At 45.7% G+C, this 23099-nt stretch carries 22 protein-coding genes; 15 read left to right on the top strand and 7 right to left on the bottom strand.

Annotation, left to right across the window (positions count from 1 at the left end; translation table 11 throughout):
• Nucleotides 1–250 precede the first annotated feature (250 nt).
• The 3 genes from WD077_06315 to WD077_06325 all read left to right on the top strand — a co-directional run bounded on the left by WD077_06315 (nucleotide 251) and on the right by WD077_06325 (nucleotide 3721).
• Nucleotides 251–961, top strand: a complete 711-nt coding sequence (locus tag WD077_06315) for a hypothetical protein (GenBank protein MEX0966832.1) — start codon at nucleotides 251–253, stop codon at nucleotides 959–961.
• 80 nt (nucleotides 962–1041) lie between these two features.
• Nucleotides 1042–1743 (top strand): hypothetical protein, encoded by a 702-nt coding sequence (locus WD077_06320; protein MEX0966833.1) that lies wholly within the window; start codon nucleotides 1042–1044, stop codon nucleotides 1741–1743.
• A 112-nt stretch (nucleotides 1744–1855) separates the two neighbouring features.
• On the top strand, nucleotides 1856–3721 hold the full coding sequence (locus WD077_06325; protein ID MEX0966834.1) for an ABC-F family ATP-binding cassette domain-containing protein: 1866 nt from the start codon (nucleotides 1856–1858) through the stop codon (nucleotides 3719–3721).
• Nucleotides 3722–3723: 2 nt separating this feature from the next.
• On the opposite strand, the gene WD077_06330 is transcribed toward WD077_06325, so the two are convergent.
• The 4 genes from WD077_06330 to rsgA all read right to left on the bottom strand — a co-directional run bounded on the left by WD077_06330 (nucleotide 3724) and on the right by rsgA (nucleotide 6941).
• Entirely contained in the window at nucleotides 3724–5040 is a 1317-nt protein-coding gene (locus tag WD077_06330) for an FAD-binding oxidoreductase (protein MEX0966835.1), read from the bottom strand.
• A 122-nt stretch (nucleotides 5041–5162) separates the two neighbouring features.
• A complete protein-coding gene (locus tag WD077_06335; GenBank protein ID MEX0966836.1) occupies nucleotides 5163–5477 on the bottom strand; it encodes a nucleotide pyrophosphohydrolase in 315 nt (104 codons plus the stop codon).
• 6 nt (nucleotides 5478–5483) lie between these two features.
• Complete coding sequence (dtd, locus tag WD077_06340; GenBank protein ID MEX0966837.1) at nucleotides 5484–5936, bottom strand: D-aminoacyl-tRNA deacylase; 453 nt, start codon at nucleotides 5934–5936, stop codon at nucleotides 5484–5486.
• Between the two features lie 84 nt (nucleotides 5937–6020).
• Entirely contained in the window at nucleotides 6021–6941 is a 921-nt protein-coding gene (rsgA, locus tag WD077_06345; GenBank protein MEX0966838.1) for a ribosome small subunit-dependent GTPase A, read from the bottom strand.
• 345 nt (nucleotides 6942–7286) lie between these two features.
• Between rsgA and hflX the strand changes: the two genes are divergently transcribed.
• The 5 genes from hflX (at nucleotide 7287) to WD077_06370 (ending at nucleotide 13029) form a co-directional block, all read left to right on the top strand.
• Nucleotides 7287–8471, top strand: coding sequence for a GTPase HflX (gene hflX, locus WD077_06350; protein MEX0966839.1), 1185 nt, complete (start codon nucleotides 7287–7289; stop codon nucleotides 8469–8471).
• Between the two features lie 134 nt (nucleotides 8472–8605).
• Entirely contained in the window at nucleotides 8606–10030 is a 1425-nt protein-coding gene (locus WD077_06355; protein ID MEX0966840.1) for a Glu/Leu/Phe/Val dehydrogenase, read from the top strand.
• 103 nt (nucleotides 10031–10133) lie between these two features.
• A complete protein-coding gene (locus WD077_06360; protein MEX0966841.1) occupies nucleotides 10134–10664 on the top strand; it encodes a rhodanese-like domain-containing protein in 531 nt (176 codons plus the stop codon).
• 89 nt (nucleotides 10665–10753) lie between these two features.
• Nucleotides 10754–11791 carry a T9SS type A sorting domain-containing protein gene (locus WD077_06365; protein ID MEX0966842.1) on the top strand — a complete coding sequence of 346 codons (1038 nt, stop codon included), beginning with the start codon at nucleotides 10754–10756 and terminating at the stop codon, nucleotides 11789–11791.
• A 206-nt stretch (nucleotides 11792–11997) separates the two neighbouring features.
• The gene (locus tag WD077_06370; GenBank protein ID MEX0966843.1) at nucleotides 11998–13029 is read left to right on the top strand and encodes a T9SS type A sorting domain-containing protein; all 1032 of its coding nucleotides are present in this window, start codon (nucleotides 11998–12000) and stop codon (nucleotides 13027–13029) included.
• Between the two features lie 97 nt (nucleotides 13030–13126).
• Here WD077_06370 and WD077_06375 read toward each other — a convergent pair whose 3' ends face one another.
• Nucleotides 13127–14200 (bottom strand): PA0069 family radical SAM protein, encoded by a 1074-nt coding sequence (locus WD077_06375; GenBank protein MEX0966844.1) that lies wholly within the window; start codon nucleotides 14198–14200, stop codon nucleotides 13127–13129.
• 6 nt (nucleotides 14201–14206) lie between these two features.
• Entirely contained in the window at nucleotides 14207–14611 is a 405-nt protein-coding gene (locus tag WD077_06380; GenBank protein ID MEX0966845.1) for a lipocalin family protein, read from the bottom strand.
• Between the two features lie 191 nt (nucleotides 14612–14802).
• Here WD077_06380 and WD077_06385 point away from each other — a divergent pair, with 191 nt between their 5' ends.
• The 6 genes from WD077_06385 to WD077_06410 all read left to right on the top strand — a co-directional run bounded on the left by WD077_06385 (nucleotide 14803) and on the right by WD077_06410 (nucleotide 20686).
• Nucleotides 14803–15774 carry a M23 family metallopeptidase gene (locus WD077_06385; GenBank protein MEX0966846.1) on the top strand — a complete coding sequence of 324 codons (972 nt, stop codon included), beginning with the start codon at nucleotides 14803–14805 and terminating at the stop codon, nucleotides 15772–15774.
• Nucleotides 15774–16109, top strand: a complete 336-nt coding sequence (locus WD077_06390; protein MEX0966847.1) for a MerR family transcriptional regulator — start codon at nucleotides 15774–15776, stop codon at nucleotides 16107–16109. Before WD077_06385 ends, WD077_06390 begins: the two co-directional genes overlap by 1 nt.
• Nucleotides 16110–16178: 69 nt before the next feature.
• Nucleotides 16179–16679, top strand: coding sequence for a hypothetical protein (locus WD077_06395; protein MEX0966848.1), 501 nt, complete (start codon nucleotides 16179–16181; stop codon nucleotides 16677–16679).
• Between the two features lie 10 nt (nucleotides 16680–16689).
• A complete protein-coding gene (gene dapA, locus WD077_06400; protein ID MEX0966849.1) occupies nucleotides 16690–17559 on the top strand; it encodes a 4-hydroxy-tetrahydrodipicolinate synthase in 870 nt (289 codons plus the stop codon).
• Nucleotides 17560–17642: 83 nt separating this feature from the next.
• Nucleotides 17643–18416, top strand: a complete 774-nt coding sequence (locus tag WD077_06405; protein ID MEX0966850.1) for a LexA family transcriptional regulator — start codon at nucleotides 17643–17645, stop codon at nucleotides 18414–18416.
• Nucleotides 18417–18676: 260 nt separating this feature from the next.
• Nucleotides 18677–20686 (top strand): Omp28-related outer membrane protein, encoded by a 2010-nt coding sequence (locus tag WD077_06410; protein MEX0966851.1) that lies wholly within the window; start codon nucleotides 18677–18679, stop codon nucleotides 20684–20686.
• A gap of 583 nt (nucleotides 20687–21269) precedes the next feature.
• On the opposite strand, the gene WD077_06415 is transcribed toward WD077_06410, so the two are convergent.
• Nucleotides 21270–22742 (bottom strand): hypothetical protein, encoded by a 1473-nt coding sequence (locus WD077_06415; GenBank protein ID MEX0966852.1) that lies wholly within the window; start codon nucleotides 22740–22742, stop codon nucleotides 21270–21272.
• A 209-nt stretch (nucleotides 22743–22951) separates the two neighbouring features.
• Here WD077_06415 and WD077_06420 point away from each other — a divergent pair, with 209 nt between their 5' ends.
• On the top strand, nucleotides 22952–23095 hold the full coding sequence (locus tag WD077_06420) for a hypothetical protein (protein ID MEX0966853.1): 144 nt from the start codon (nucleotides 22952–22954) through the stop codon (nucleotides 23093–23095).
• The last annotated feature ends 4 nt before the right edge of the window (nucleotides 23096–23099 follow it).

The following is a 23099-nucleotide window of genomic DNA, read 5'->3' on the forward strand; positions in this document are numbered from 1 at the left end:
AAACGAATTAAATCAGCACTTTAGAATTGCGATCTAAAAGCCTATACCTATTAAAGAATATTATACTATCCAAACCGTAATAGTCAAGTATTTTATATTCTAACTCCCGCTTAAAATAGGAAATGTTCAAAAAAAATAAAGAATGCTTCAGGTAATTTGTATTTGGTGCAATGAATATCACTTTGCGCGTGCTTAGTAAAGCGGGCAATGCCTTTCGTAGTTTTGTGGCCTCATAATTCGCATTGTTGCCATGAAGATGAAGGTAAAACGATGGGTTTGCCTCTGCTTGTTGCTTGCAGGCTGCGGGCAAACACCTCCTGCTGAAGAAGCCGCACAAAACATTGCAGCCCGGTATGGTTACCACGATTTTGATAAGGTAGAGATGGTTCAATACACCTTCAATTTTCTTGTGGATAATGATACCGTGCAGCGAATCTGGCGCTGGAATCCAGGACTTAACTGGTTTGAATATACCAACCCGGGAGATTCAGTGAAAGGCGGTGGGACGCACCTCGAAGTTTTTCGCGATTCCATACGCAGTGCTGACACGCTAAGCCTGCAGGCCGATATGCGGTTTATAAATGACAATTACTGGCTCTTCTTTCCCTTCCATCTGATGTGGGACGACAACATTTCCCTGGAACTGGATGAAAATGTGGAGATGCCTGTGGGCCAGGAAATAGCGCATCGCCTCACTGTGAGCTACGAGGATTCTGGCGGCTACACACCCGGAGACGTTTATGAGCTCTATTTTAACGATGACCACCTCATACAACAATGGTCATTTCTGCGGGGCGGATACGCTGAATATGCCTTCCCGGCAACCTGGGAAAGCAACCAAACGGCAGGCCCGCTGCTCTTTAGCCTTGTCCGTCAAAACCCGGAAGAAAATTTCAGGCTCTGGTTCTCAAACGTGGCCGTGAAAATGAAAGACAGCGGGGACTGGATATTTATTGAGTAAATAAACAATTATTAAATTGGCAGTTAATCCTGAATGTTAAAAAATCAAAATTTAAAACCATCAAATTATTAAGAATGAAAATGAAAAATTATTTAAATATTAAAACAAAGGAAAATAAGAGCACGCTGCGTTCTTTTTCTTTATTCACATTAATTTTAATAATAAATATAGCAGGATGTAAACCCAGGGAAGAAGCTCCGGAATATCCTCTTCAGCCTGAATTTATGGCCGCCATGTATTTCCAGGAAGGAACCTGGTGGGTGTATGAGGATACTGCCAGCGGTGCGTCAGACAGTGCTGTGGTAACATCTGATACCAGGGTGTATGTAGATGAGTACAACCGGGATGTTTTGCAATCTAAACGGGAAACTTTTCAATATACTATTGAGCATCCCGCGCTGGGCCGCAGAGACAGAATAACCGGGGAAAGCACTTGCGAAAGAGGCGAAAGCGGTAAGCGCTGCGGCTTCGCAATTCATACGCGCGAGGACATTTCCTCCGACTGGACCTATCTGTATTTTTATCCTCCGGCAGCCGGCACCAGATCAGAAGCTCCCAGCGGTATGTTTGTGACAATCACTGAAATTCTTCCTGTTGTACAGATTGCAGGTCAGGAATTTCATAATGTGATCGAAATACATGATCCCATGAATTCTGTTGAATCCGGCCTCGAAACCTACTACCTGATAGCGCAAGGGACAGGCATCATTCAGAAGCGCATCTTGCAGCCAGGAGGCGAGTGGCAGGTATGGGAACTGGCAAGATGGAATGTTGTGCAATAAGCGGTTTGACTGCACGAAGCGCCCCGGGATTTCCAACCCTCAGGGGTGCGTTTCCGGGAAAATGCACACTTTTTCTCCGTTCCTTTGCACCTCATAAAATCCTTCACACCCCATGTTTTTTTTACAAGCCGAATCCCTGAGCAAACGCTATGGGGAAAAGCTGCTGTTTCAGGATGTTTCCCTAAGCCTTTACCAGGGAGAAAAGAAAGCACTGGTAGCACGGAATGGTGCAGGCAAAACCTCGCTGCTCAATGTGCTGGCGGGCGTGGATGGCACCGATTCCGGTATCGTCCGCATTAATAAAGATATTTCCGTGGGCTACCTGCAACAGGAGCCTGCACTCGATCCGGAGCATACTATTTTGCAGGCCATACTGCAATCTGACAATCCATTGCTGAACGCTGTGCGCGAATATGAGGAAGCACTGATAACCGGTGTAAACCTACAGCCCGCGATGGATCAAATGAGCCACCTGCATGCGTGGGATTATGAAGCGCGGGTGCAGGAAGTCCTTACCCGGCTGAAGCTGACCGAGCTGCAACAGAAGACCGGAACCCTGAGCGGTGGCCAGCGAAAGCGTGTAGCCCTGGCCCGCCTGCTCATAAGCCAGCCTGACCTCTACATCCTGGATGAGCCGACCAACCACCTTGACGTGGACATGATTGAGTGGCTGGAGGAATTTCTCTCAGGCCGCAACGTGACGCTCCTGCTCATAACCCACGACCGTTATTTCCTTGACCGGATTACGGATGAGATACTGGAACTCAGCAACGGCACACTCTACCGGTACAAAGGCAACTACAGCTACTTTCTTGAGCAAAAAGCCGAACGCCAGGAACAAACTGCAGTCGGGGCAGAGAAGGCCCGTCAACTTTTGAAAAAAGAACTGGAATGGGCGCGCAGAATGCCCAAGGCCCGCACCACCAAAGCCAAATATCGCCTGGATGCGATTGAAGGATTACAGGAAAAAGCACAGGGAGAACAGGAAGAAGCTGCTATCAACCTGCAGGTGAGGAGCCAGCGCCTGGGGAGCAAGATCATTGAGCTAAAGCACATCGCTAAAAGCTTTGGAGATAAAATGGTGATGCGCGACTTCAGCTACAATTTCCGCAAAGGGGAACGCATTGGCATAGTGGGCGATAACGGCACCGGCAAAACCACGTTCCTGAACGTGCTCACCGGATTAATGCCTCCGGATTCGGGCGAAGTAGAAACCGGGGAAACCATCCGCATTGGGTACTACCGCCAGGAAGGCATGAAGCTGAAAGCTGACAAAAAAGTGCTGGAGGTGGTGACGGATATTGCTGACATAATCCCTACGGCAAATGGCGAATTGCCGGCTTCGCAATTCCTGCAACACTTCGGGTTTGAGCCGCCCAAACAGCATGTATACGTTAGTCAGCTTAGCGGAGGCGAAAAGCGCAGGCTCTACCTGCTCACCGTACTGATGAAAAACCCCAACTTCCTCATCCTGGACGAGCCCACCAATGATCTGGACATCCTTACGCTCCAGACGCTGGAAGATTTCCTTGGCACTTTTTCCGGCTGCATTATCGTAGTAACCCACGACCGCTATTTCATGGACAAAGTGGTAGACCATCTCTTCATCTTTGAAGGTGATGGCGAAATCACCGACTTTAACGGAAGCTACAGCCGCTACCGCGAGCAAAAACTACAGGAAGAAAAAGCTGCCATTACATCCAAAACAAAACCTGCACAAACCGGGGCTACCTCAAAAGAGCCATCGGTTGTCCCGCCTTCTAAAAGGAAATTGAATTATAAAGAACAAAAGGAATTTGACCTTTTGGAAAAGGAAATAGCCGCTTTAGAAAATGAAAAGAAAAAGCTCACAGAAAAGATGAACAGTGGCCGGGGAAGCCATGAAGAACTCTCAGAATGGGCAAATCGAATCCAGGTTATTCTTGAAGAAATGGATAGCAAGGAACTGCGCTGGCTGGAGCTGAGCGAGCGGGAGTAGTCCTATATTCCCAGCCTTGCTGACTGCCGTGACCGGAATTTCTTCTCCGGATCAAATTTGCTGAGCAACTCGCGGAATTGCGGCAGATTGGGATAGGTAGCCTCGAAAATCTCCCGGCTCATGCGGGCGTCCTTTGCCAGGTAGATGCGCCCGCCAAAGGCCGCCACTTTTTCATCGAGCTTATCCAAAAAAGGCAGCAGTGAATCCTCCAGCGGGAAATCCAGCGCCAGGGTATAGCCGCTCATGGGGAATGACATCAGGCCATCCTGCGGGCCAAATAGCTTCAGCACCGCAAGGAAGGAACCTCCGCCACGGCCGGCCACCATTTGCAGGATTTCGGAAAGACCGTCATAGCTCTTCTCAAGCGGCAGTACACATTGATACTGAATAAAGCCCCGGCTGCCATACATTCTGTTCCAGTTTAAGATGCCATCAAGCGGATAGAAAAACGGCTCATACGGCACCACCTGCTTATGCCCGTGCCTGTGCCGGGCAAAGTATAGCGCGTTAAAAGCCTTGACAGCATAATTATTCAGCACAAAATGCGGCAGCGGGAAAGGAATGTTCAGTTTAAATTTCTCCTTTATCTGCATCGGTTGCTGTCGGGCACTGGGCGAAAGCTCATCCATCGTAGAATGCTTCCCGGTAAAAAGCACACTCTTGCCCACATCGCTGCCGGTGGCAAGGCAATCAATCCAGGCCATCGTGTAGGTATCCTGTCGATGTTCTTCAAAAAGCCTGAAAATCTGGTCGAGGTTATGCGCCTTGTAGGTGTGCTGGCTGATCCAGGCCGTTTCCACCTTCTTCAGCCGGAAAGTCGCTTCGGTGATAATTCCTGTCAGGCCCATCCCGCCTAAAGTCGCAGCAAAGAGTTCCGGGTTCTCAGTAAGAGAGCAGGTTAGCAACTTACCCTGCGCATCCAGGAGTTTCAGTTCATGGACAAATCTTCCAAATGAACCTTCCTTATGATGATTCTTGCCATGCACATCGGCCGCTATGGCACCTCCTACTGTAATGTATTTTGTTCCGGGCGTAACCGGCAGAAACCAGCCTTCAGGAAGAATAAGCTTCAGCAAGCTATCAAAACTTACTCCTGCCTCACAACGGATGGTCCCCTTTTCACGGTCGAAATCCAGGAAATGGTCCAGCCGGAGTGAAGAAACAATGCGCGGTGCCAGCGAGGCATCACCATAGCTGCGGCCTAAGCCACGGGCTATCTGACCAGCGCTTCCAATAGCAGCAACAGCATCCTCCCGGCTGAGCGGTGAAACAACATCTGCATGTACTACCGGGAATCGCCCCCAATTGGTGACTTTCATTTTAAAAGAATAATTAAGGCATTAAGATTAAAAAAGGAAAAAAATAAATACGGAGAAAAAAAGTAAACGGCCAAATCACCAACTAATCACTATTTCACTGTTCACTGTTCACTGCTCACTGTTCACTGATTGTATCGGTTCTTATCTCTTGTTGTTTTCTTTTCAATATTTTTCTTTAATGCTTCTTCCAGATTTACGCCTGTTTGGTTGGCCAGGCACATCAAAACCCAAAGGACATCAGCCATTTCATCTGCCATGTCAGCCTTTTCCTCTTCGCCAGGTTTGAAGGATTGCTGACCATATTTACGGGCCATTATGCTCGCCAGTTCACCCACCTCTTCCGTCAGGATTGCCATGTTGGTGAGCTCTGAAAAATAGCGAACACCAATGGTTCTGATCCAAACGTCAACATTTTCCTGTGCTTCGGTAATTGTCATAAAATTCTATTCTTTATTTTTAGAATCAATAATAATGGTGACCGGGCCGTCATTTACCAGGCTCACTTGCATGTCAGCCCCGAAAGCGCCAGTCAAAATATCTCTGCCGGATGCAATAGCCAGCAATGTGATAAATTCCTTATAAAACGTAATTGCGGCATCGGCCGGTGCAGCCCGGTTAAAGCTTGGGCGGTTTCCTTTTTTGGTTGTCGCATGTAGGGTAAACTGGCTCACTGCAAGCAATTCACCATTCACGTCTTTCACAGAAAAGTTCATGGCTCCTGCGTCATCATTGAATATTCGCAGGTTGGCAATTTTAGAAGCCATCCACTGCATTTCTTCAGAAGATTCCTCCGCCTCAAAGCCAACCAGGACGAGCAATCCTGCTCCTATTTCCGATTTTATTTCGCCACCGGTTTTTACGGCCGCTTCCTGCACACGCTGAATTACAACTTTCATTTTTAACTATTTAAATAATTGAAATTTAATTATTTGCAAATTCAAAGATTCAATTAAGTGAATACAATTAAACTTGGGTAAAACTCATCCTTCCACCCCATCATCGTCCAGCATATTAAGATAGCTGGCATACCGCTCCGGATTGATCTGACCCAACTCCAACAGGCGAAGAATCTTGCACCCCGGCTCATTTATGTGAAGGCAATTATTGAATTTACATTGGCTCAATACGTCTTTCATTTCCGGAAAATAATGGCTGATCTCTTCCTTTTTAAAATCCACCAAACCAAATTCTTTAATTCCGGGAGTGTCAATTATTCTGGTTTCCGCATTCAGGAAGTGCATCTCTGCGAAGGTTGTCGTATGTTTTCCTTTTCCTGACCAATCAGAGAGTACGCCAGTTCGCAATTCCAGCTCGGGGCACAGAAAATTAAGGATCGTGCTTTTACCCGCACCGGAATGGCCGATAAGCAGGCTGGTTTTCCCATGAAGTTCCTGCCGCAGTTCATCCATGTGCAACCCTGTTTTCGCAGAGGTTTCCAGGCATCCGTATCCCAGCGAATTGTAGAGCGCCCGCAGTTGTTCCAGCTTTTCCCTTTTCTTGTCTATGGCCAGGTCTTCCTTGTTAAAAATAATTAACGGTGTAATTTCATAAGCTTCAGCGGTAATGAGAAACCGGTCAATAAATCCTTGTGAAGTCCGTGGATATGCTATGGTTACCACGCAGGCAGCCTGCTCCATGTTTGCCGCAATAATATGGTATTGGCTGCTGAGGTTGCTGGATTTTCTGATGATATAATTCTGCCGGTCCGCGATTTCCGTTATCTGGTAATCGCCTGTGGCCAGGTCATTCTGCAGTATCACAGAATCTCCTACAGCTACAGGATTTGTAGCTTTCATGCCTTTCAGCCGGAACTTCCCTTTAATGCGCGCCTGAAGTTCCTTTCCATCCTCAGTCAGCACCGTGTACCAACTCCCTGTGGATTTAGCTACTATTCCCTTCAAAGTCTCTTGTTTTTCGATTTGGCAAATATAGAAGGCATATAAAAAATGTAATGTTCGCATATTCAATGTAAGTCCCATTATTTTTGGGACAAGCCCGGACACGGGCTTCAACGGCTGGGGGATAAGTATTCCGCTGGCGCGGAATTGTCCTATAATAAATCGGACCTACACGCTAATTTGCAACCGGCAATAAAAAGGTTCATTTCCACGACTTTAAATTTTCTGTTTCCAGACAGATTCAATAAAAATTTTCAGTATCTGAATTAAACCTGTTTTGCTGCGGCTATTCTAACCTTCATCTTTTTCGTCCGTTATCTTTGCAAGTCAGCAACGCGATTTTAATGTATGAAACAACCCACAAATCCTGAAAATGTCATTCTGCTGGGAGTAACTACTGCCCATGAAACCGAGGAGGAAACAGAGGAGCATCTTGATGAACTTTCAGCATTGGCTGAGACGGCCGGAGCAGTGGAATTGAAACGGTTTAGGCAAAAACGGCCACATACCCATCCCCGAACGTTTTTCGGAAGCGGCAAGCTGCAGGAAGTGAAGGATTACATCGAGGGCCACGAGGTAGACGTGGCGATCTTTGATGAGGAACTGACGCCATCGCAACTGCGGAATATTGAACGAATACTGGACATCAAGGTGCTGGACCGCACCAACCTGATCCTGGATATTTTTGCTACGCGTGCCCAAACTGCCCAGGCGAAAACACAGGTGGAACTGGCGCAAAGTGAATACCTGCTGCCGCGCCTCACTAAGATGTGGACGCACCTGAGCCGGCAAAAAGGTGGCATCGGGATGAAAGGCCCCGGAGAAACGGAAATTGAGACGGACAGGCGGATCGTTCGCAATAATATTTCGCTGCTGAAGAAAAAGCTGGAGCAGATAGATAAACAGAACGTAACCCGCAGAAAGCGCAGAGGCCAGAAAATAAGAGTGGCGCTGGTGGGATATACCAATGCCGGAAAATCCACCGTGATGAACCTGCTGGCAAAAGCAACGGTACTGGCGGAGGATAAACTCTTTGCTACGCTGGATACTACAGTACGGGAAATTGTGCTGGACCAGGTTTCATTCCTGCTTTCGGATACGGTGGGCTTTATAAGGAAACTGCCACACGGCCTGGTGGAGAGTTTCAAGAGCACACTGGATGAAGTTCGTGAAGCGGATCTTCTGGTACATGTTGTAGATATTTCACATCCTAAATATCAGCATCAAATCAACACGGTAAACGATACCCTGAAGGAACTGGGTGCAGGCGGAAAGCCGGTGCTGATGGTTTTCAATAAAATTGATAAGCTGAGCGGGGAATTTTACGGGGAGGAAGAAAAGAAAAAATCGCCTGCGGAAAAGCTGGAATACCTGAAGGCAAGCTGGCTCAATGAATCCGATAACGAAGCTGTCTTTATTTCAGCCGTCAATAAAACGAACATCAACGAAATGCGGGAGAAATTAGTTAGTATGGTGAAGCACCTTTACCAGGAAATTTACCCATTTCAGGTGAAGCATGTACATGACCCATAAAACCTGAATAAAACTAAAAGAAACGGACGCTGTTTCGCGCACAACAAGTTCTTTTGAACAGAGCCTCTGAGCCTTTGTTTTTTCAACTATATTTCGCTTTTTTTCAAACCATTCATTTTAATACGATCCAGATTATGTCTCAACAAAGTGGCGGTGCCAAATTTCTGCATGATGTATATGAAACCCTTGATGAAGCCGTAAAATTTACGGACATAGACATGGGGCTATACCGGCAGATCAAGATCTGTAACAGCATTTATAAATTCCATTTCCCGGTGCGGATAAACGGGGAAATAAAAGTATTTCAGGGATACAGAGCCCATCACAGCCACCATAAGCTGCCCACTAAGGGAGGCATACGCTACAGCGAAATGGTGGACGAAGACGAATCGGTAGCGCTGGCCACGCTTATGACCTTTAAATGTGCGGGAGTGGACATTCCATTCGGAGGTGCAAAAGGAGGTGTAAGGCTGAATCCTGCAAATTATACCGAGGATCAACTGGAAAAGATCACGCGGAGATACACCACGGAACTGATCAAGAAGAACTGCATTGGCCCCGGAGTAGATGTGCCTGCGCCAGATTATGGAACCAGCAGCCGGGAAATGGCATGGATAGCGGATACGTACGCCACTTTTAAATACGGAGAAAACGAGGCGATGAGCTGCGTTACTGCAAAGCCTTATGGCCAGGGAGGAATAAAAGGACGCACAGAAGCCACCGGCTTAGGTGTATTTTATGCGCTTCGTGAGATCGTGAATGAAGAAAACTATATGCAGAAGCTCAAACTTCCCCTGGGCATGGAAGGCAAAACCGTCATCATACAGGGTCTGGGGAATGTCGGCTATCATGCCGCTAAATTTTGCCGCGAGGAAGGTGGCGCCAAAATAATAGGCATTGCAGAATATGAAGGCGGCCTTTACAATAAAGACGGCCTTGACCCTGACGAGGTAATTGAGCATAGAAATAAAAGCGGGTCAATCATGGATTTTCCTGGCGCAGTCAATGTTCCGCACTCCTCGGAGCTATTGGAAACGGAATGCGATATTCTTATCCCGGCTGCCATAGAAAACGTACTGCATGAAGGGAATGCCCCACGGGTGAAAGCCAGAATACTCGCAGAGGCTGCCAACGGTCCTACTACAGTGGAGGCTCAGAAAATATTGCGCGATAAAGGCGTCCTGATCATTCCGGATATTTATCTGAATTCCGGGGGTGTGATTGTCTCTTACTTTGAATGGCTGAAGAACCTTTCCCACGTTCGTTTTGGCCGAATGGAAAAACGTTTTGACGAGGTTACCTTCAAGAAATTATCTTCCTCTATACATCATATCCTGCAAAAAAGCCCTGATGTGGACCATCATGAACTCGTGGTAAAAGGAGCCGATGAGTTGGACCTGGTGCGCAGCGGCCTTGAAGAAACCATGATCCTGGGATATGAGCAGTTGCGCGATCTTTTGGATAACCGGCCCGACATCCCGGATCTGCGAATGGCAGCTTTTGTAAATGGACTTGAGAAAGTAGCTGCCAGCTATAAGTCGCTGGGCGTATTTCCTTAATTTAAAATTTATTAATGCAAAAAATTGCACGTCTTGGCGAAATGCTTTGGCGTGTCATTTTTTAATACACTATAAAATTTTAGCATCTTAGCATTTTGAAAAAATGATGTTATTCAAAAGAATATGGCGGTTGCTTTTCCGGCTTCCTGTTGTGGTCTTTGCCGGGTTTTTTGTTCAATCCGTTACAGCCTGCGCGCAAAAAACCGAGAAGGAATTTCACGACATGCTGGACAACCGGTTTAGCTACGGAGTGCCCCTCATCAAAGTTGACTCGTTGCAGAAACTGCATGATGTAGTATTGCTTGATACCCGCGAAAAAGAGGAGCATGAGGTGAGCCATATCAAGGGAGCCATCTGGGTTGGTTATGACGAATTCCAAATCGAGAAATTAGCCGGGATTTCTAAAGATGCTTTTATTGTGACATATTGCTCAGTGGGCTATCGCAGCAATAAGATTGGCGAGAAACTGAAGAAGACAGGTTATTCAAATGTGCATAACCTTTACGGGAGCATCTTTGAGTGGGTGAACAAGGGATATCCTGTTTATAATAGTTCCGGAGAAGAAACCATGCAGGTCCACACATACAACTTTTCCTGGAGCAAATGGCTGCTTCGTGGAGAAAAAGTTTATTAAAATAAAATGTATTTTTCCTGAACTAAAAAGCAGCCTTTTTTGCTTTTTAACATCTTTAAGCAACTAAACAATAAATTAAAACAATCCTTATGAAAAAGATTTTACTTTTTGCCGCAGTATTAATGTTCTCAGCATCAATGGTATTTGCTCAGGATATATCAATGGAAGACCTGACCGCACCGGATGCACCGATTCTCAGGAAGGGCGTTGCCGCCAATCTTTCTGTTCAGATTGTGAACAATGGACCTAATACCATAAACGGAGGGACCATCATCCCCTTAAAAGTTGAAATTGGAAACAACCCCGTTCAGTCAATAAATTTTCCGCTTGTCAACCCTTTACCCTCCGGTGACAGCTACAATTTGATGCTGTACCCTACATTTGAAAACGAACCTCTGGGTGCAATAGAAATTTGTATCTGGTCAGAGTATGCTGCTGATGGAAACAGTGCCAATGACCAAACATGCAGCAACTTTGAGTTGGTTACCTATAAGAGAGATATCGGAATGACAGCCATTCCAATTCCCCTTCCGAACTCAATTGTCGAGAAGCAAACTTCCTATTCCTTTACCTTTACACTAAAGAATTTCAGCGATAGTGCAATTTCAGTGAATACCCGTATTCCTTACCAAGTGAGATTTGGCACAGGTACACCGGAAGAATATTATGTAGACCTGACAACAGACATGCTTCCTAACAGCGAGGCCTCGTATTCTTCTCCCGTAATAGAAGTGCCGGCAACTGTTCCAAACGGCCCTATTGAGATTTGCTTTGAAACCGCCTGGAGTACCGTTGTTGATGACGTCCAGACGAATAATGAATTCTGCCAGGATTACCAGATAGCTCCTTCCGGAATTAAGGAAAATAACTTTGCAGGTTCAGTTGCCATCCAGCCGAACCCATTCGATGAGCAAACACAGATCACCTACGCATTGGCCACTTCTTCAGAAGTTGTGCTCAAAATCTACACTTTGGCAGGCAAGGAAGTGCAAACGCTGGTGAATGAAAAGCAGGCCGCTGGCAAACATGCTGCGGATTTTGATGCTTCAGCGCTTGAAAAAGGAATCTACATTTACCGCCTGCAGTCTGGCGAAGTTTCCAAAACCGGCAGATTGGTGGTGCAGTAACCACACATTACCATAAGATCTTAAAGCCGCTTCCATTCAATTGGAAGCGGCTTTTTTGGTATAATCCCCAGCACCCCGGACGGTCTACCACTATTTAAGAGAGTTGTTCCCTGAAGGTAATCTGAACTTTTATCAGAACTAAAATTTGTGAATTCTCCTTAAACATTATCTTTGGACCTTTAATCAACAAAAAACAAATTTCAGTTATGAAAAGGATTTTACTTTTTGCCGTGGCAGCGATGTTTACAGCTTCCCTGGCATTCGCACAAGATGTTGGAGTTACATCGCTTTTACCAACCGGACCGACTCTAAAAAAGGGCGTGCCAACACGCTTGCAATTCTATATTACAAATTTGGGTTCGACTGCAATTTCACAAGGCACCCAGATTGCTGTGAATTTCAGCGTTGAGGGCACTGCCGGTACAGTAAGTAATATACCCGCACCCAGTACTTTGGACCCGGGGGATTCACTTTTGATTTCTCTCACTGCCCTCCGCTCATTTGACAACTCTCCTTTGGGCCCAATTCAATTCTGTGCCTGGACTCAGTTTTCCGGTGACATAGATATAAATAATGATACAACATGCACTACCTACCAGCTCATTACATACAAACGAGACGTAGGTGTTTCCGCCATTACTGTGCCCCCGGAAAATTCTACTATTGATATGGGTGTACCCACGCAATTCTCATTTACCTTGAATAATTATAGTGATAGTGTAATTGAGGAAGGCATAACCATTCCAATTCAGGTAAGAGTAGGATCCGGTTCTCCATTAAATTTGACCTATACTTTGGAAAATGATCTTGCTGCCAATAGCGACAGGACAATTTCCACAGGTGGGCTTACTATCAATGCACCACATGGCAATATTGAGATCTGCATTTCTACAAACTGGGGCACAAACGTGGATGATTTTACGGGCAACGACCAGGATTGTAATGACTATGACTTTAATACAAGCATAGTGGAAAACAACTTCAACGGTGCCGTTACCGTACAACCCAATCCTTTCCATAACCAAACTCAGATCACTTATTCTCTGAACACTTCATCAGAAGTAGTGCTGAAAGTATATGATATGAATGGCAAGGAAATCACAACATTGGTAAACGAAAAACAACCGGCAGGTCTTCATGCTGCTGATTTCAATGCCACAGGCCTCGAAAAAGGCATTTACATTTACCGCCTCCAGGCTGGTGAGATGGCTAAAACCGGCAAACTGGTGCTGGAATAGTCTAATATCCTAATCCTTTTTCAGATTAAAAAAGCCGCTTCCTGATAACCTGGAAGCGGCTTTTTTTTGGGCTATTTTCATAGCAAGCCGGGCAGCCCTATCCAAAAAGATCCAATTGGCCCTGGCGCTTTCTGCGAAATAAGCTGAAGTTGTATTTAAACGGAGGATCAGAGTGGATGTATCTCCGTTTGTTAATGGTAAACAACTGCTTTATCATCCCGGCTAAGTGTCCTTCGCCTCTCATGCGGGTACCGAACCGGCTGTCATTGAGCTTACCATTATGGCAGTCCGCAATCTGGTTCAGCATCTTGTCTGCCCGGTCAGGATAATGCTTACGGGCCCAATCGGTAAATAGCCCCGCTATTTCTCCATTCAGACGCACGATTGTGTAGCCTGCACTCCTGGCGCCTCTCGCACCTGCTTCTCTTAAAATTGCCGGGATCTCGGAATCATTGAGCCCCGGAATGATCGGTGCGGTCATTACCCCGACAGGAACCTTATTGTTGGCCAGTTCCTCCACAACCCTTAGCCGGTTTTTCCCGCTGGCAGTTCGTGGTTCCAGCTTGCGCCTGATGTCTTCATCAAGAGTGGTGACGCTCACCATGACGTGTACCAGGTCCATTTCGGCCAATTGCTTGAGCAAATCCAGATCACGCAGAATAAGCGAGTTTTTGGTGATGATGCCCACCGGATGGCGGTATTCGAGAAAAACTTCCAGCATTTTGCGGGTCAACTGTTTTTTGCGTTCAATGGGCTGATAGCAATCCGTATTGCCGGAAAGCATAATGGAAGCCGGTATCCATTTAGGGTTCTCCAGGTGCTTCACCAGCAGTTCAGGTGCACTTTCCTTGATGATGATCTTGCTCTCGAAATCCAGCCCGGCACTATAGCCCCAATATTGGTGGCTATTGCGCGCGTAGCAATAAATGCATCCATGCTCGCAGCCCTGATAAGGATTGATGGAGAATGCCGCACCCACATCAGGGCTGGCGACTTTGTTCACGATCTTCTTTGGATGCTCTTTGAAAAATTGAGTTTCGGTCTTTTCCACCTCCCATTCGTCAAGAGCAGCCCGGTATTCCGCTGACTTTTCCGGTACCTGAAAATGCTTCAGGAATTTGTTCTTGCCGTTAAATTGTGCCCCGCGGCCTTTTATGATTGATTCACCCAACGCTAGCTATTCCTCCTCATTGTCTCTTGCAAATTCATACGATACGCCTTCCTCCGTAAATATCAGCGTAGAATCCGTAACTTCTTCTATATGATATTTACGCTCCGTGCGCTCCCCGTTATTGCCGTTGCCATCATAAATGTAAATAAGATCGCCCTGCTCGTCAATTCTCCAGTTGCCGGAAGATGCGATATTTTCATTCGCAAGCTCATAGGTGAAAGTGTTGTCCTTTCTCACATGCATGTAATCTCCGGGGGCAACGCTTCTCACTTCGTTGCCAGCTTCATCATGCACCGTTACAAAGCTCCAGCGCCCTGTAATTTCCTCGGTTGGAGCGTTTTTAGGTTTGCATGCTGACAAAAACGTAATGGATACCAAAGCAGCGATCGCAATGTTCTTAAAAATATTCATGGCTGTTATTTAAATTAAATCATAAAATTCAAAATTAAAAAAAAGAGCAAGCCCGGGAAAGCCTCTAAACTGCCGGGATTGTTAATAAATTGACACTGAAACGCCCGTGCTTCGGCAGCATTATTGCCAACGCCCCGGCCTGTACCTACGGGGCAGTTTTTTATTTTTGCATTCCATCTAAAGCAAAATGCATGGCGAAGGTTAAGTACTTTTTCAATCCTAATAACCTTACCTACGAACAATACAAACCCAACTTCTGGAAACGATTTTCAAAAGTCTTCGGGTTTCTCTGCACTTCCATCATCTTCGGGATTCTCCTGCTTCTCGGTTTCTACTACTACTTCGATTCACCCAAGGAAAAACAATTAAAACGGGAAATTGAATTCCTGTCTATGCAAAATGAATTGCTGGGCAGCAAAGTTGACAGGCTGGCAAATGTGCTGGATAATCTTGAGGAGCGCGATGTGGACATTTACCGGGTAATCTTTGAAGCTGAGCCGCTTCCACGGAGCGTACGGCAGGCCGGCTATGGCGGCATTGAAAAATATCGCAGCCTGGATGGTTATATCAATTCTGAAAGCATAGTTGACCTGCACCGGAAAATTGACAAGCTTACCAAGCAAATGTATATTCAGTCAAAGTCGTATGATGATATTGCCGAATTAGCTAAGAAAAAGGTGGAAATGCTGGCTTCCATTCCAGCCATTCAACCCGTATCAAATAAAGACCTGAACAGGATCGCATCCGGTTATGGATACCGGGTACATCCTATTTACAAAGCCGTTAAACTGCATGAAGGCCTTGATTTCTCGGCTCCGCAGGGAACGGAGATCTATGCCACCGGAGATGGATCAGTCGCTGATGTAGACAGAGATGGAAGAGGCTATGGAAATCATGTAGTGCTCGATCACGGCTTCGGATACCAATCCCTTTACGGCCACATGTACAAAGTGCTGGTAAAAAAAGGACAGAAAGTAAAACGCGGTGAACTCATTGGCCTTGTGGGCAATACGGGCCTATCTACTGCTCCGCACCTTCATTACGAAGTGATCAAGAATGGCAAAAAGATCAACCCGATCAACTTCTTTCATAATGACCTCAGCCCTGAGGAATACAAAAAGGTGCTGGAACTTGCCAACCAGGCCAACCAATCTTTCGATTAATGTCACCTGCTGAAGAGCAAACCGAAAAGCTATATTACTCCATCGGAGAAGTATCCCGTATGCTGGATGTAAATTCTTCGCTGATCCGTTTTTGGGAGAAAGAGTTTTCTGTGGTGAAGCCGAGAAAAAACCGCAAGGGCAACCGGCTCTTCACTGCGAGCGATATAGAAACCCTGAAGCTCATCCACCTGCTAGTAAAAGACCGCGGAATGACGCTGGAAGGTGCCCGCCAGGCACTAAGCCAGAAACGAAAAAAGGTGGATGCCAGGTTTGAAACCATCCGGCTGCTGGAAGAACTGAAACTGTTGCTTGCCCAAATGAAGAAAACGCTTTAAGGCCACCCCGTCCCTATAGCTCCCCATAGCAACTTTCATTAATTTTGCTCCCTGTAATTATCCCCAGCTATGCTCACCCTGTTCCAGAAACTGGTCCTGTATTTTGTACATAATAACCGGAAGAAACCGGAGCAGCAACTTGATTTCAGCAAATTCAGCCGCATTGGAATTCTCTACCAGAAACCGGAACAGGAAGCAGCCGTCCTGTCCTTTGTTGAGAAACTGAAATTGCTGAAAAAAGAAACGAGCCTGCTGGCACTGGATGAGGGTTCAAAAGCTGCCGAAGCCGTAAAATTACCGCAGGTTTTAACGCAAAAAGATCTGCTGTTCTCCTTTCCGAAAAACGCATCGCTACAGCCGTTCCTCAGCCGCAGCTTCGATCTTATTATTAATCTTGGAAAGGACAACTGCTTTCCGCTGCTTTACGTTGCAGCCACGGCAGATGCCCCGGTGAAGGTTGGTCCATATCATCCTGAACTTATGCCTTACTACGACCTGATGTTTGACGTTAAGCCACAAGATGGTATTGCTGCATTTATTGCTCAATTCAATCAATTTTTTAAATGCTGACAAATAATATATGAGCCTGAATTTAAAAGGTACAGGAGTAGCTGTAGTTACTCCTTTTGATAAAAATGAAAAGCTGGATGCGAACTGCCTTAGCGGTATTCTGAATCACCTTGTGAAAGGCAGTGTGGAATATCTGGTACTGCTTGGCACTACCGGAGAATCAGTGACGGTAACTGAAGATGAAAAACACGAGATCCTGCGCATCGCGAAGGAGATGGTAAACGGCCGGATTCCCCTTATTCTCGGTATTGGGGGAAACAATACGCAAAGTGTCCTTGACAAGATCCGGAGTACGGACTTCAGCGGAATCAGCGGTTTGCTGTCAGTTGGCCCATACTACAATAAACCTTCACAAACCGGCATTTACCAACATTACATGCGCATTGCCGACCATTCACCTGTGCCTGTCATCCTCTACAATGTACCAGCCCGAACTTCCTCTAATATTTCTGCATCCACTACCCTGGCTTTGGCAAAAGACCACAGCAACATAATTGGGATGAAAGAAGCTTCCGGGAATTTTGATCAATGCATGGAAATTATCAGTGGCAGGCCCGATGGCTTTTTCGTCATCTCCGGAGATGACCTTCTGACCCTCCCGCTCATTGCCACCGGCTTCGATGGTGTAATCTCCGTAATTGCCAATGCGTTCCCGCAAGACTTCTCTGATATGACCCGCGCTTCCCTTGCCGGAGACTTTCCACACGCCAGAACGCTCCATTACAAGCTGCTGCCTTTTATCAGGGACATATTCGCGGAAGGAAATCCGAGCGGCATCAAGGCGCTGCTCACTGCCATGGATCTGTGCGAGAATCATCTGCGCCTGCCGATGTCTCCGATCAGCACCGAACTTTATGACAAGATGACCGCAAGATTATAATCCAACTCCTGCAACCGGTGATGTTGCGCCTGTCTCTCAATCAGACGTTTGTCTTTTAGTGCATCCATCCTTAGGTTTGTAAAATGAAATCTTCAGTGTTTTCTGAGAGCATCAGGCATCTGCGGAAGACTGCCGGAAAAACCCAGCAACAGGTGGCTGATGAACTCAAGATCAACAGATCTACTTTGGCTGATTATGAGAGAGGCACCTACGAACCCGACACTGACAAGCTGCGATTATTCGCAGATTATTTCGGTGTGAGTTTAGATCGTCTCATCAGCAAAGTAGCGTCAAAGCCGGGCAGCAGTCTCAGGGATGAGCAGATCAGAGTGCTGGCCCTTACTACCGATGCACAAAACCGGGAAAATATCGAATACGTCCCGGTAAAGGCGCGAGCCGGTTATCTCCTGGGATATGGCGATACCACATTCATCAGTACATTACCGCGTTTCCATTTGCCTTATATGACGAGCGGCACCTATCGGGCTTTTGAAATCAGCGGAGACTCTATGCCGCCAATCAACAACGGATTCATCGCGATAGGCCGCTATGTTGAAAACTGGCAGGAACTGAAGAACGACAAACGATACATCCTCGTTACGCGCAGCGATGGGATCGTATTCAAGCGCATCCACAAAGTGGAAACCACGGGATTGGAAAACCAGGGAATTTCCCTCGAACTGCGCAGCGACAATCCGCAGTACGAACCTTATAGTATTCCCATCGAAGAGGTGATAGAAGCCTGGAGCTTCCATTCCTTTATTGGCCTTGCAGAAAATTACCTCGCCAATCCTTTGGATCAGATCCTGGAGAAACTTGGGGCGATAGAGCGGAAACTAGAAAATAACATTCTATAATATTGCATCCTGAAAGGATTTTACTACTTTCTACCCAGACAATCGCAATCATAGCTTTCCAATTTGATTCAGGCATTGATATTAAAATATCCAATGAATTAATTCCTTTAAAATTAAAACCAAACAAATCCAATTTTGAAATTTTAATATTGAATTAAAACAACTTTTTTAACTACCTGATTGGTTATTTTAAATTGAACGGATGCTTATCACAGATCGTTTAAATTCTTAACTTTGAAAGTAACAAAAATTCTATGAAGATGAAAACTACATCCCTACTAACTTTACTTATGTTCCTTGCAGGATTGGGTGTGCATGGGCAAACATTTACTGACGACTTTGAATCCTATAATGCAGGCGACTTACTGGCCCAAAGCAGCAGTGACTGGACCACGTGGTCAGGAACTTCAGGCGGGGCTGATGATATGCCGGTAACAAATATCAAAGCGAAAAGCGGCTCCAATTCCCTTTATTTCTCTTCCTCTCTGGCGAACGGAGGCCCGGATGATATTGTGCTTCCCTTTGGCGGAGAATATAGCTCCGGAACCTTCTCAGTCAGCTTCTGGATATTCGTAGAAACCGGGAAGAGCGCTTACTTCAACTTGCAGGAATCATCCACCACAGGTGAAGGATGGACCCTGGACGCGGACCTGGGAAGGGATGGAAGTCTCAGCCTCGGCAATACCCTGTCAGGTGAGCTGCTTAATACCATCTACCTTCAGAATACGTGGTTCAAATTAGAAATATTGACAGACCTCAACACCAATAGCTGGGAACTCCTGATTGATAATGTCTCCAAAGGAACATTCCAGAACAGCTACCGCCAGGTGGCAGCGCTGAACCTCTACCCACCTTCGGGTTCTGGCTTTTATGTGGATGACGTAAGCTACACATATATTCCATATTCACCTATTGCCCGGAATGGTACCGTTACGTTCATTGATGGTGTAGCTGATCTTCTTGCCGGGCAGCAGGGCAGCCCAGTGGTGGAAATCCGTAATCTTGGAACCCAGACCATCACCTCCGCTGAAATTGAGGTGAGCTACAATAATAACACACTGACGGAAACTGTAAGCGGTCTTAACCTGTCAACTTTTGCCACCCATTCCGTGGCGCTGGATGATGTCATTGAACTGGTGCCCGGAGCGAATGCACTTATTGCCACAATCACCAAAGTAAACGGACAGGCTGATGATGATGCCTCTGATGATTCCAAAACGCTCATATTGGATCCTGTGGTACCTGCACCCGCCAAGCTCGTAATTGCAGAAGAAGCCACAGGTACATGGTGCGGATGGTGTCCGCGCGGTTCCGTTGCATTAGAGGAACTGGATGCGCTCTATCCGGGCCTTATCCAGTCTATTGCTGTGCACAATGGTGATCCGATGGCAGATCAGGTCTATGATGATGGGATTGGCCCGCTTATCAGCGGATATCCCTCGGCTGTGGTGGACAGGGGCAACGACATAGACCCTTCGGCCATAAAGGTTGATTTCCTGAAAAGGATCACGGTCGCTCCGAAGGCAACGATAACCAATGGCGCGGAATATAACAGCATCTCCCGCGAACTCAGGGTAAGCCTCACCACTGAGATTTCTGAAGCACTTAGCGGAAACTATAAAATCGCCTGTGTGATCATTGAAGATGATGTTACCGGAACCGATCCTAAATATGCACAGGTAAATTATTACGCTGGCGGGGGTAACGGCCCGATGGGTGGATATGAAAATCTGCCTAACCCGGTGCCTCCCTCTCAAATGGTGTATGACCACGTAGCGAGGAGCATCTCTCCAAACTTCAGGGGGTTGCCCAATGCTTTCGGAGCTTCCGCTTCCCCCGGCCAGACATTTACCCATAACTTTACTTTTGAACTGAACCCGGAATGGAAAAGCGAAAAAATCCATATCATCGCTTTATTTATAGATCCTTCAGGGATGATTGACAATGGATCTTCAACCACCATTGCGGAGGCTGAAACCAATGGCTATGAAGAGGGAACTACCGTAACGGGTGTGGAAATGCTTTCAACCAATTCTGAAAAGATCCGTGTATTTCCAAATCCGGCCACAGAACAGTTTAATTTGTTTCTTGGCGATCAGGGACCTTCTGACATCATGATCTATGACATGCATGGAAAACTTACCTACAACCGGGGGCAGGTCAGCGTTGAAGCGCTTTCGATCGATGCGCACGAATGGCGTTCCGGCATTTACCTTGTGAAAGTGATACAGAATGGAAAAATGCAGCAATTGAAAATCGTAAAAGATTAGGTTAATAGCCTATTCTTTCAGCAATTAAACTTTAAAATACAAAAGGCCGGATAACCCAAAATTGTCCGGCTTTTTGTATTTTACTAAAAAATCATAACTCATAAAGATTTCGTGTCAATTCCTATATTTTTAAAGAGATATATTCCAATAACAAAACCTTCGTATCTATCCCTATATTTTAATAATAATCCAACCTTCGGGTCCCTTAGTGCCCTTCGCGCCTTCGTGTCTATTCCTATTTTTTATATAAAATCAAATTATAAAAACCTTCGTGCCCCTTAGTGCTCTTCGTGCCTTCGTGTCTATTCCTCTTTTTTATATAAAATCAAATTATAAAAATCTTCGTGCCCCCTTAGTGCTCTTCGTATCTTCGTATCTATTCCTCCTTTTTATATAAAATCAAATTATAAAAACCTTCGTGCCCCTTAGTGTTCTTCGCGCCTTCGTGTCTATTCTTAAAAAAAGCCAGCCCTTTAAAGGACCGGCTTTTCTTGCAGGCACCGCTGCCGTCTCACCAGAAATGGTTAACCCGGAGATTCTGTCGCAGCAGTTTTAATTATCGTAATGTATAACCAAATCTAATTTAAGATGCAGCATATTTATATTTAAACGGACTTGCCAGTTTCTTAAAGAAAGGCTCATCCAGTTTAATGAATGTCAGCATGCGGTTATCGCCTGTATTCTCCGCATTAAATTCATCCGCCAGCCTCTTCAGGCGTTTCACCTTTTTGTCAAACTCAGTGCTTTTGAGGGCCGCTTTAATGAACTTGATAAAGATCTTAGCGTGCTCTGAATTTCCCTCCATATCTTTTACCTGGCGGTTTACACTGTTTATCAACTGAACACAAAGGTCTTCCTCCCCGGCTATGCAATATTCCATCGCCTGGAAGAGCTTGCATTCTATATCCGTTTTAACAAAGTTCCGGAGTGATACTTCATTACGCAGATCATTGATCATCTTGGCAGCTCCAAAATGGTCTTCCTTGTAATGCTTGCATATGGCTTGGTACTGATGGAAAACGGTATTATGGTATATCTCATCCCGCTCTATATCCAGGTTCTCCAGAATCTCGTCATTCTTTGCAAAAAGGATTTCAGAGTTTCCTGTGGCGATGAAGTGCTGCACCCTGTCACTCAGGAAGGAGAGAATGTAAAAGTTAAATACATGGTGTTTGGAAAGTTCAGGTACCTCTCCGATGATTTTCTTGTAATGATGCTCGGCACGCACATAGTTGCCGGTTTTAACGTAGTATCCGTAATAGAGAAAATCTACGATAAATTTCATTTTTTGGTAGAAAGTATCCAGCTCATACTTCTGAATAATTTCATTAATGCTCTTCAGTATATTTTCGATCTCAATTTCGAGGGAGCGCAATTCCTGCACATCTTCAGTGGTCATTGAAAGATGATAGATCCTGACAATATTGTTTAGCACGAACAGGCGGTGAGAGTCATACAATTCCTGGATGTTGTTCAGTTTTCTGCGTACGTCATTCAGTTCCTCCCGGTCTTCTTCATGTCCGGTGAGCCCATAGTTGCCTATCCTGAAGATGAATGAATAGAAAAGCTTCTGTGCTTTGGTAACGGCAAGTGAAAAAGCCACATGCTTGCTGTAGAGCATGTCATACTTTTCATACTCTTCATTGTAAAGGTTGAGCCTGGCCAGGGTTTCATACACCACGATAAGCTCGTTGCTCAGGTCATATTCTATAAGTTGCTTTTCCAGGTCTTTTAATGCCCGGATGGATACAGCCTTGCTGGTGCCATAAAGGGTAGCCGGTACACGCGCTACCTCCTCCATCAATTCACTGATAGGGTTGTCTACTTTCTTGGAAAGAATGTAAGCCACCTTCGTCTTGAGGCGCGACTTCAAAGTGTAGTAGGTGCTGGGATTGACTTTCAGCATCTCCATCATCTCACTGTCAGAGTAATTGTTGTTGCGTGCGGCCGTAAGTACAGCGTATGGCTTGCTGTCTTCACCACCAGGAATTTCGAGGATCAGGTTTTCAAAGTCCTGCTCGTTAAGTTTTTTAATGGTTTTGTTTAAAACGTCCATAATGATTCTTTTAGATTAAGAAAATTTACTGATGAATGAGGTTTTTGAATGCAATTTACTGTTTCCCAAAACTATTCTGCGAAACGGGAGTACAAAGGAACTTTCAGGGCAACTCAAAACCAACGCAGAAACCGGTCTTATGTCTCATTAGAAATAACACAGGCAAAAGATAGATATTTTCGGCAATATGCATCAAATCCGTCCTCCGAATGCTCAAGAACCTGTTTCATGCACCCTCAAATTTCCTTTCCATAAAAATCAATAAATCTTACAACTGCAATGTGCGGCAAGACTTCAACCTGCCTGCCCTCCCCCATCAGGATACTTTTGAACCCGGATTCAAGAAGTCTTAATGCA

The sequence above is a fragment of the Bacteroidia bacterium genome, from assembly GCA_040880525.1.
GTDB lineage: Bacteria > Bacteroidota > Bacteroidia > CAILMK01 > JBBDIG01 > JBBDIG01.

Coding starts and splice junctions, on each gene's coding strand:
- dtd (MEX0966837.1), bottom strand. CDS start 5,936: ATGAAAGTTGTAATTCAGCGTGTGCAGGAAGCGGCCGTAAAAACCGGT.
- dapA (MEX0966849.1), top strand. CDS start 16,690: ATGAGCCTGAATTTAAAAGGTACAGGAGTAGCTGTAGTTACTCCTTTT.
- WD077_06390 (MEX0966847.1), top strand. CDS start 15,774: ATGTCACCTGCTGAAGAGCAAACCGAAAAGCTATATTACTCCATCGGA.
- WD077_06420 (MEX0966853.1), top strand. CDS start 22,952: ATGCTCAAGAACCTGTTTCATGCACCCTCAAATTTCCTTTCCATAAAA.
- WD077_06370 (MEX0966843.1), top strand. CDS start 11,998: ATGAAAAGGATTTTACTTTTTGCCGTGGCAGCGATGTTTACAGCTTCC.
- WD077_06405 (MEX0966850.1), top strand. CDS start 17,643: ATGAAATCTTCAGTGTTTTCTGAGAGCATCAGGCATCTGCGGAAGACT.
- WD077_06315 (MEX0966832.1), top strand. CDS start 251: ATGAAGATGAAGGTAAAACGATGGGTTTGCCTCTGCTTGTTGCTTGCA.
- WD077_06385 (MEX0966846.1), top strand. CDS start 14,803: ATGGCGAAGGTTAAGTACTTTTTCAATCCTAATAACCTTACCTACGAA.
- WD077_06365 (MEX0966842.1), top strand. CDS start 10,754: ATGAAAAAGATTTTACTTTTTGCCGCAGTATTAATGTTCTCAGCATCA.
- WD077_06415 (MEX0966852.1), bottom strand. CDS start 22,742: ATGGACGTTTTAAACAAAACCATTAAAAAACTTAACGAGCAGGACTTT.
- WD077_06380 (MEX0966845.1), bottom strand. CDS start 14,611: ATGAATATTTTTAAGAACATTGCGATCGCTGCTTTGGTATCCATTACG.
- WD077_06355 (MEX0966840.1), top strand. CDS start 8,606: ATGTCTCAACAAAGTGGCGGTGCCAAATTTCTGCATGATGTATATGAA.
- WD077_06335 (MEX0966836.1), bottom strand. CDS start 5,477: ATGACAATTACCGAAGCACAGGAAAATGTTGACGTTTGGATCAGAACC.
- WD077_06360 (MEX0966841.1), top strand. CDS start 10,134: ATGATGTTATTCAAAAGAATATGGCGGTTGCTTTTCCGGCTTCCTGTT.
- WD077_06395 (MEX0966848.1), top strand. CDS start 16,179: ATGCTCACCCTGTTCCAGAAACTGGTCCTGTATTTTGTACATAATAAC.
- WD077_06410 (MEX0966851.1), top strand. CDS start 18,677: ATGAAAACTACATCCCTACTAACTTTACTTATGTTCCTTGCAGGATTG.
- WD077_06330 (MEX0966835.1), bottom strand. CDS start 5,040: ATGAAAGTCACCAATTGGGGGCGATTCCCGGTAGTACATGCAGATGTT.
- hflX (MEX0966839.1), top strand. CDS start 7,287: ATGAAACAACCCACAAATCCTGAAAATGTCATTCTGCTGGGAGTAACT.
- WD077_06325 (MEX0966834.1), top strand. CDS start 1,856: ATGTTTTTTTTACAAGCCGAATCCCTGAGCAAACGCTATGGGGAAAAG.
- WD077_06320 (MEX0966833.1), top strand. CDS start 1,042: ATGAAAAATTATTTAAATATTAAAACAAAGGAAAATAAGAGCACGCTG.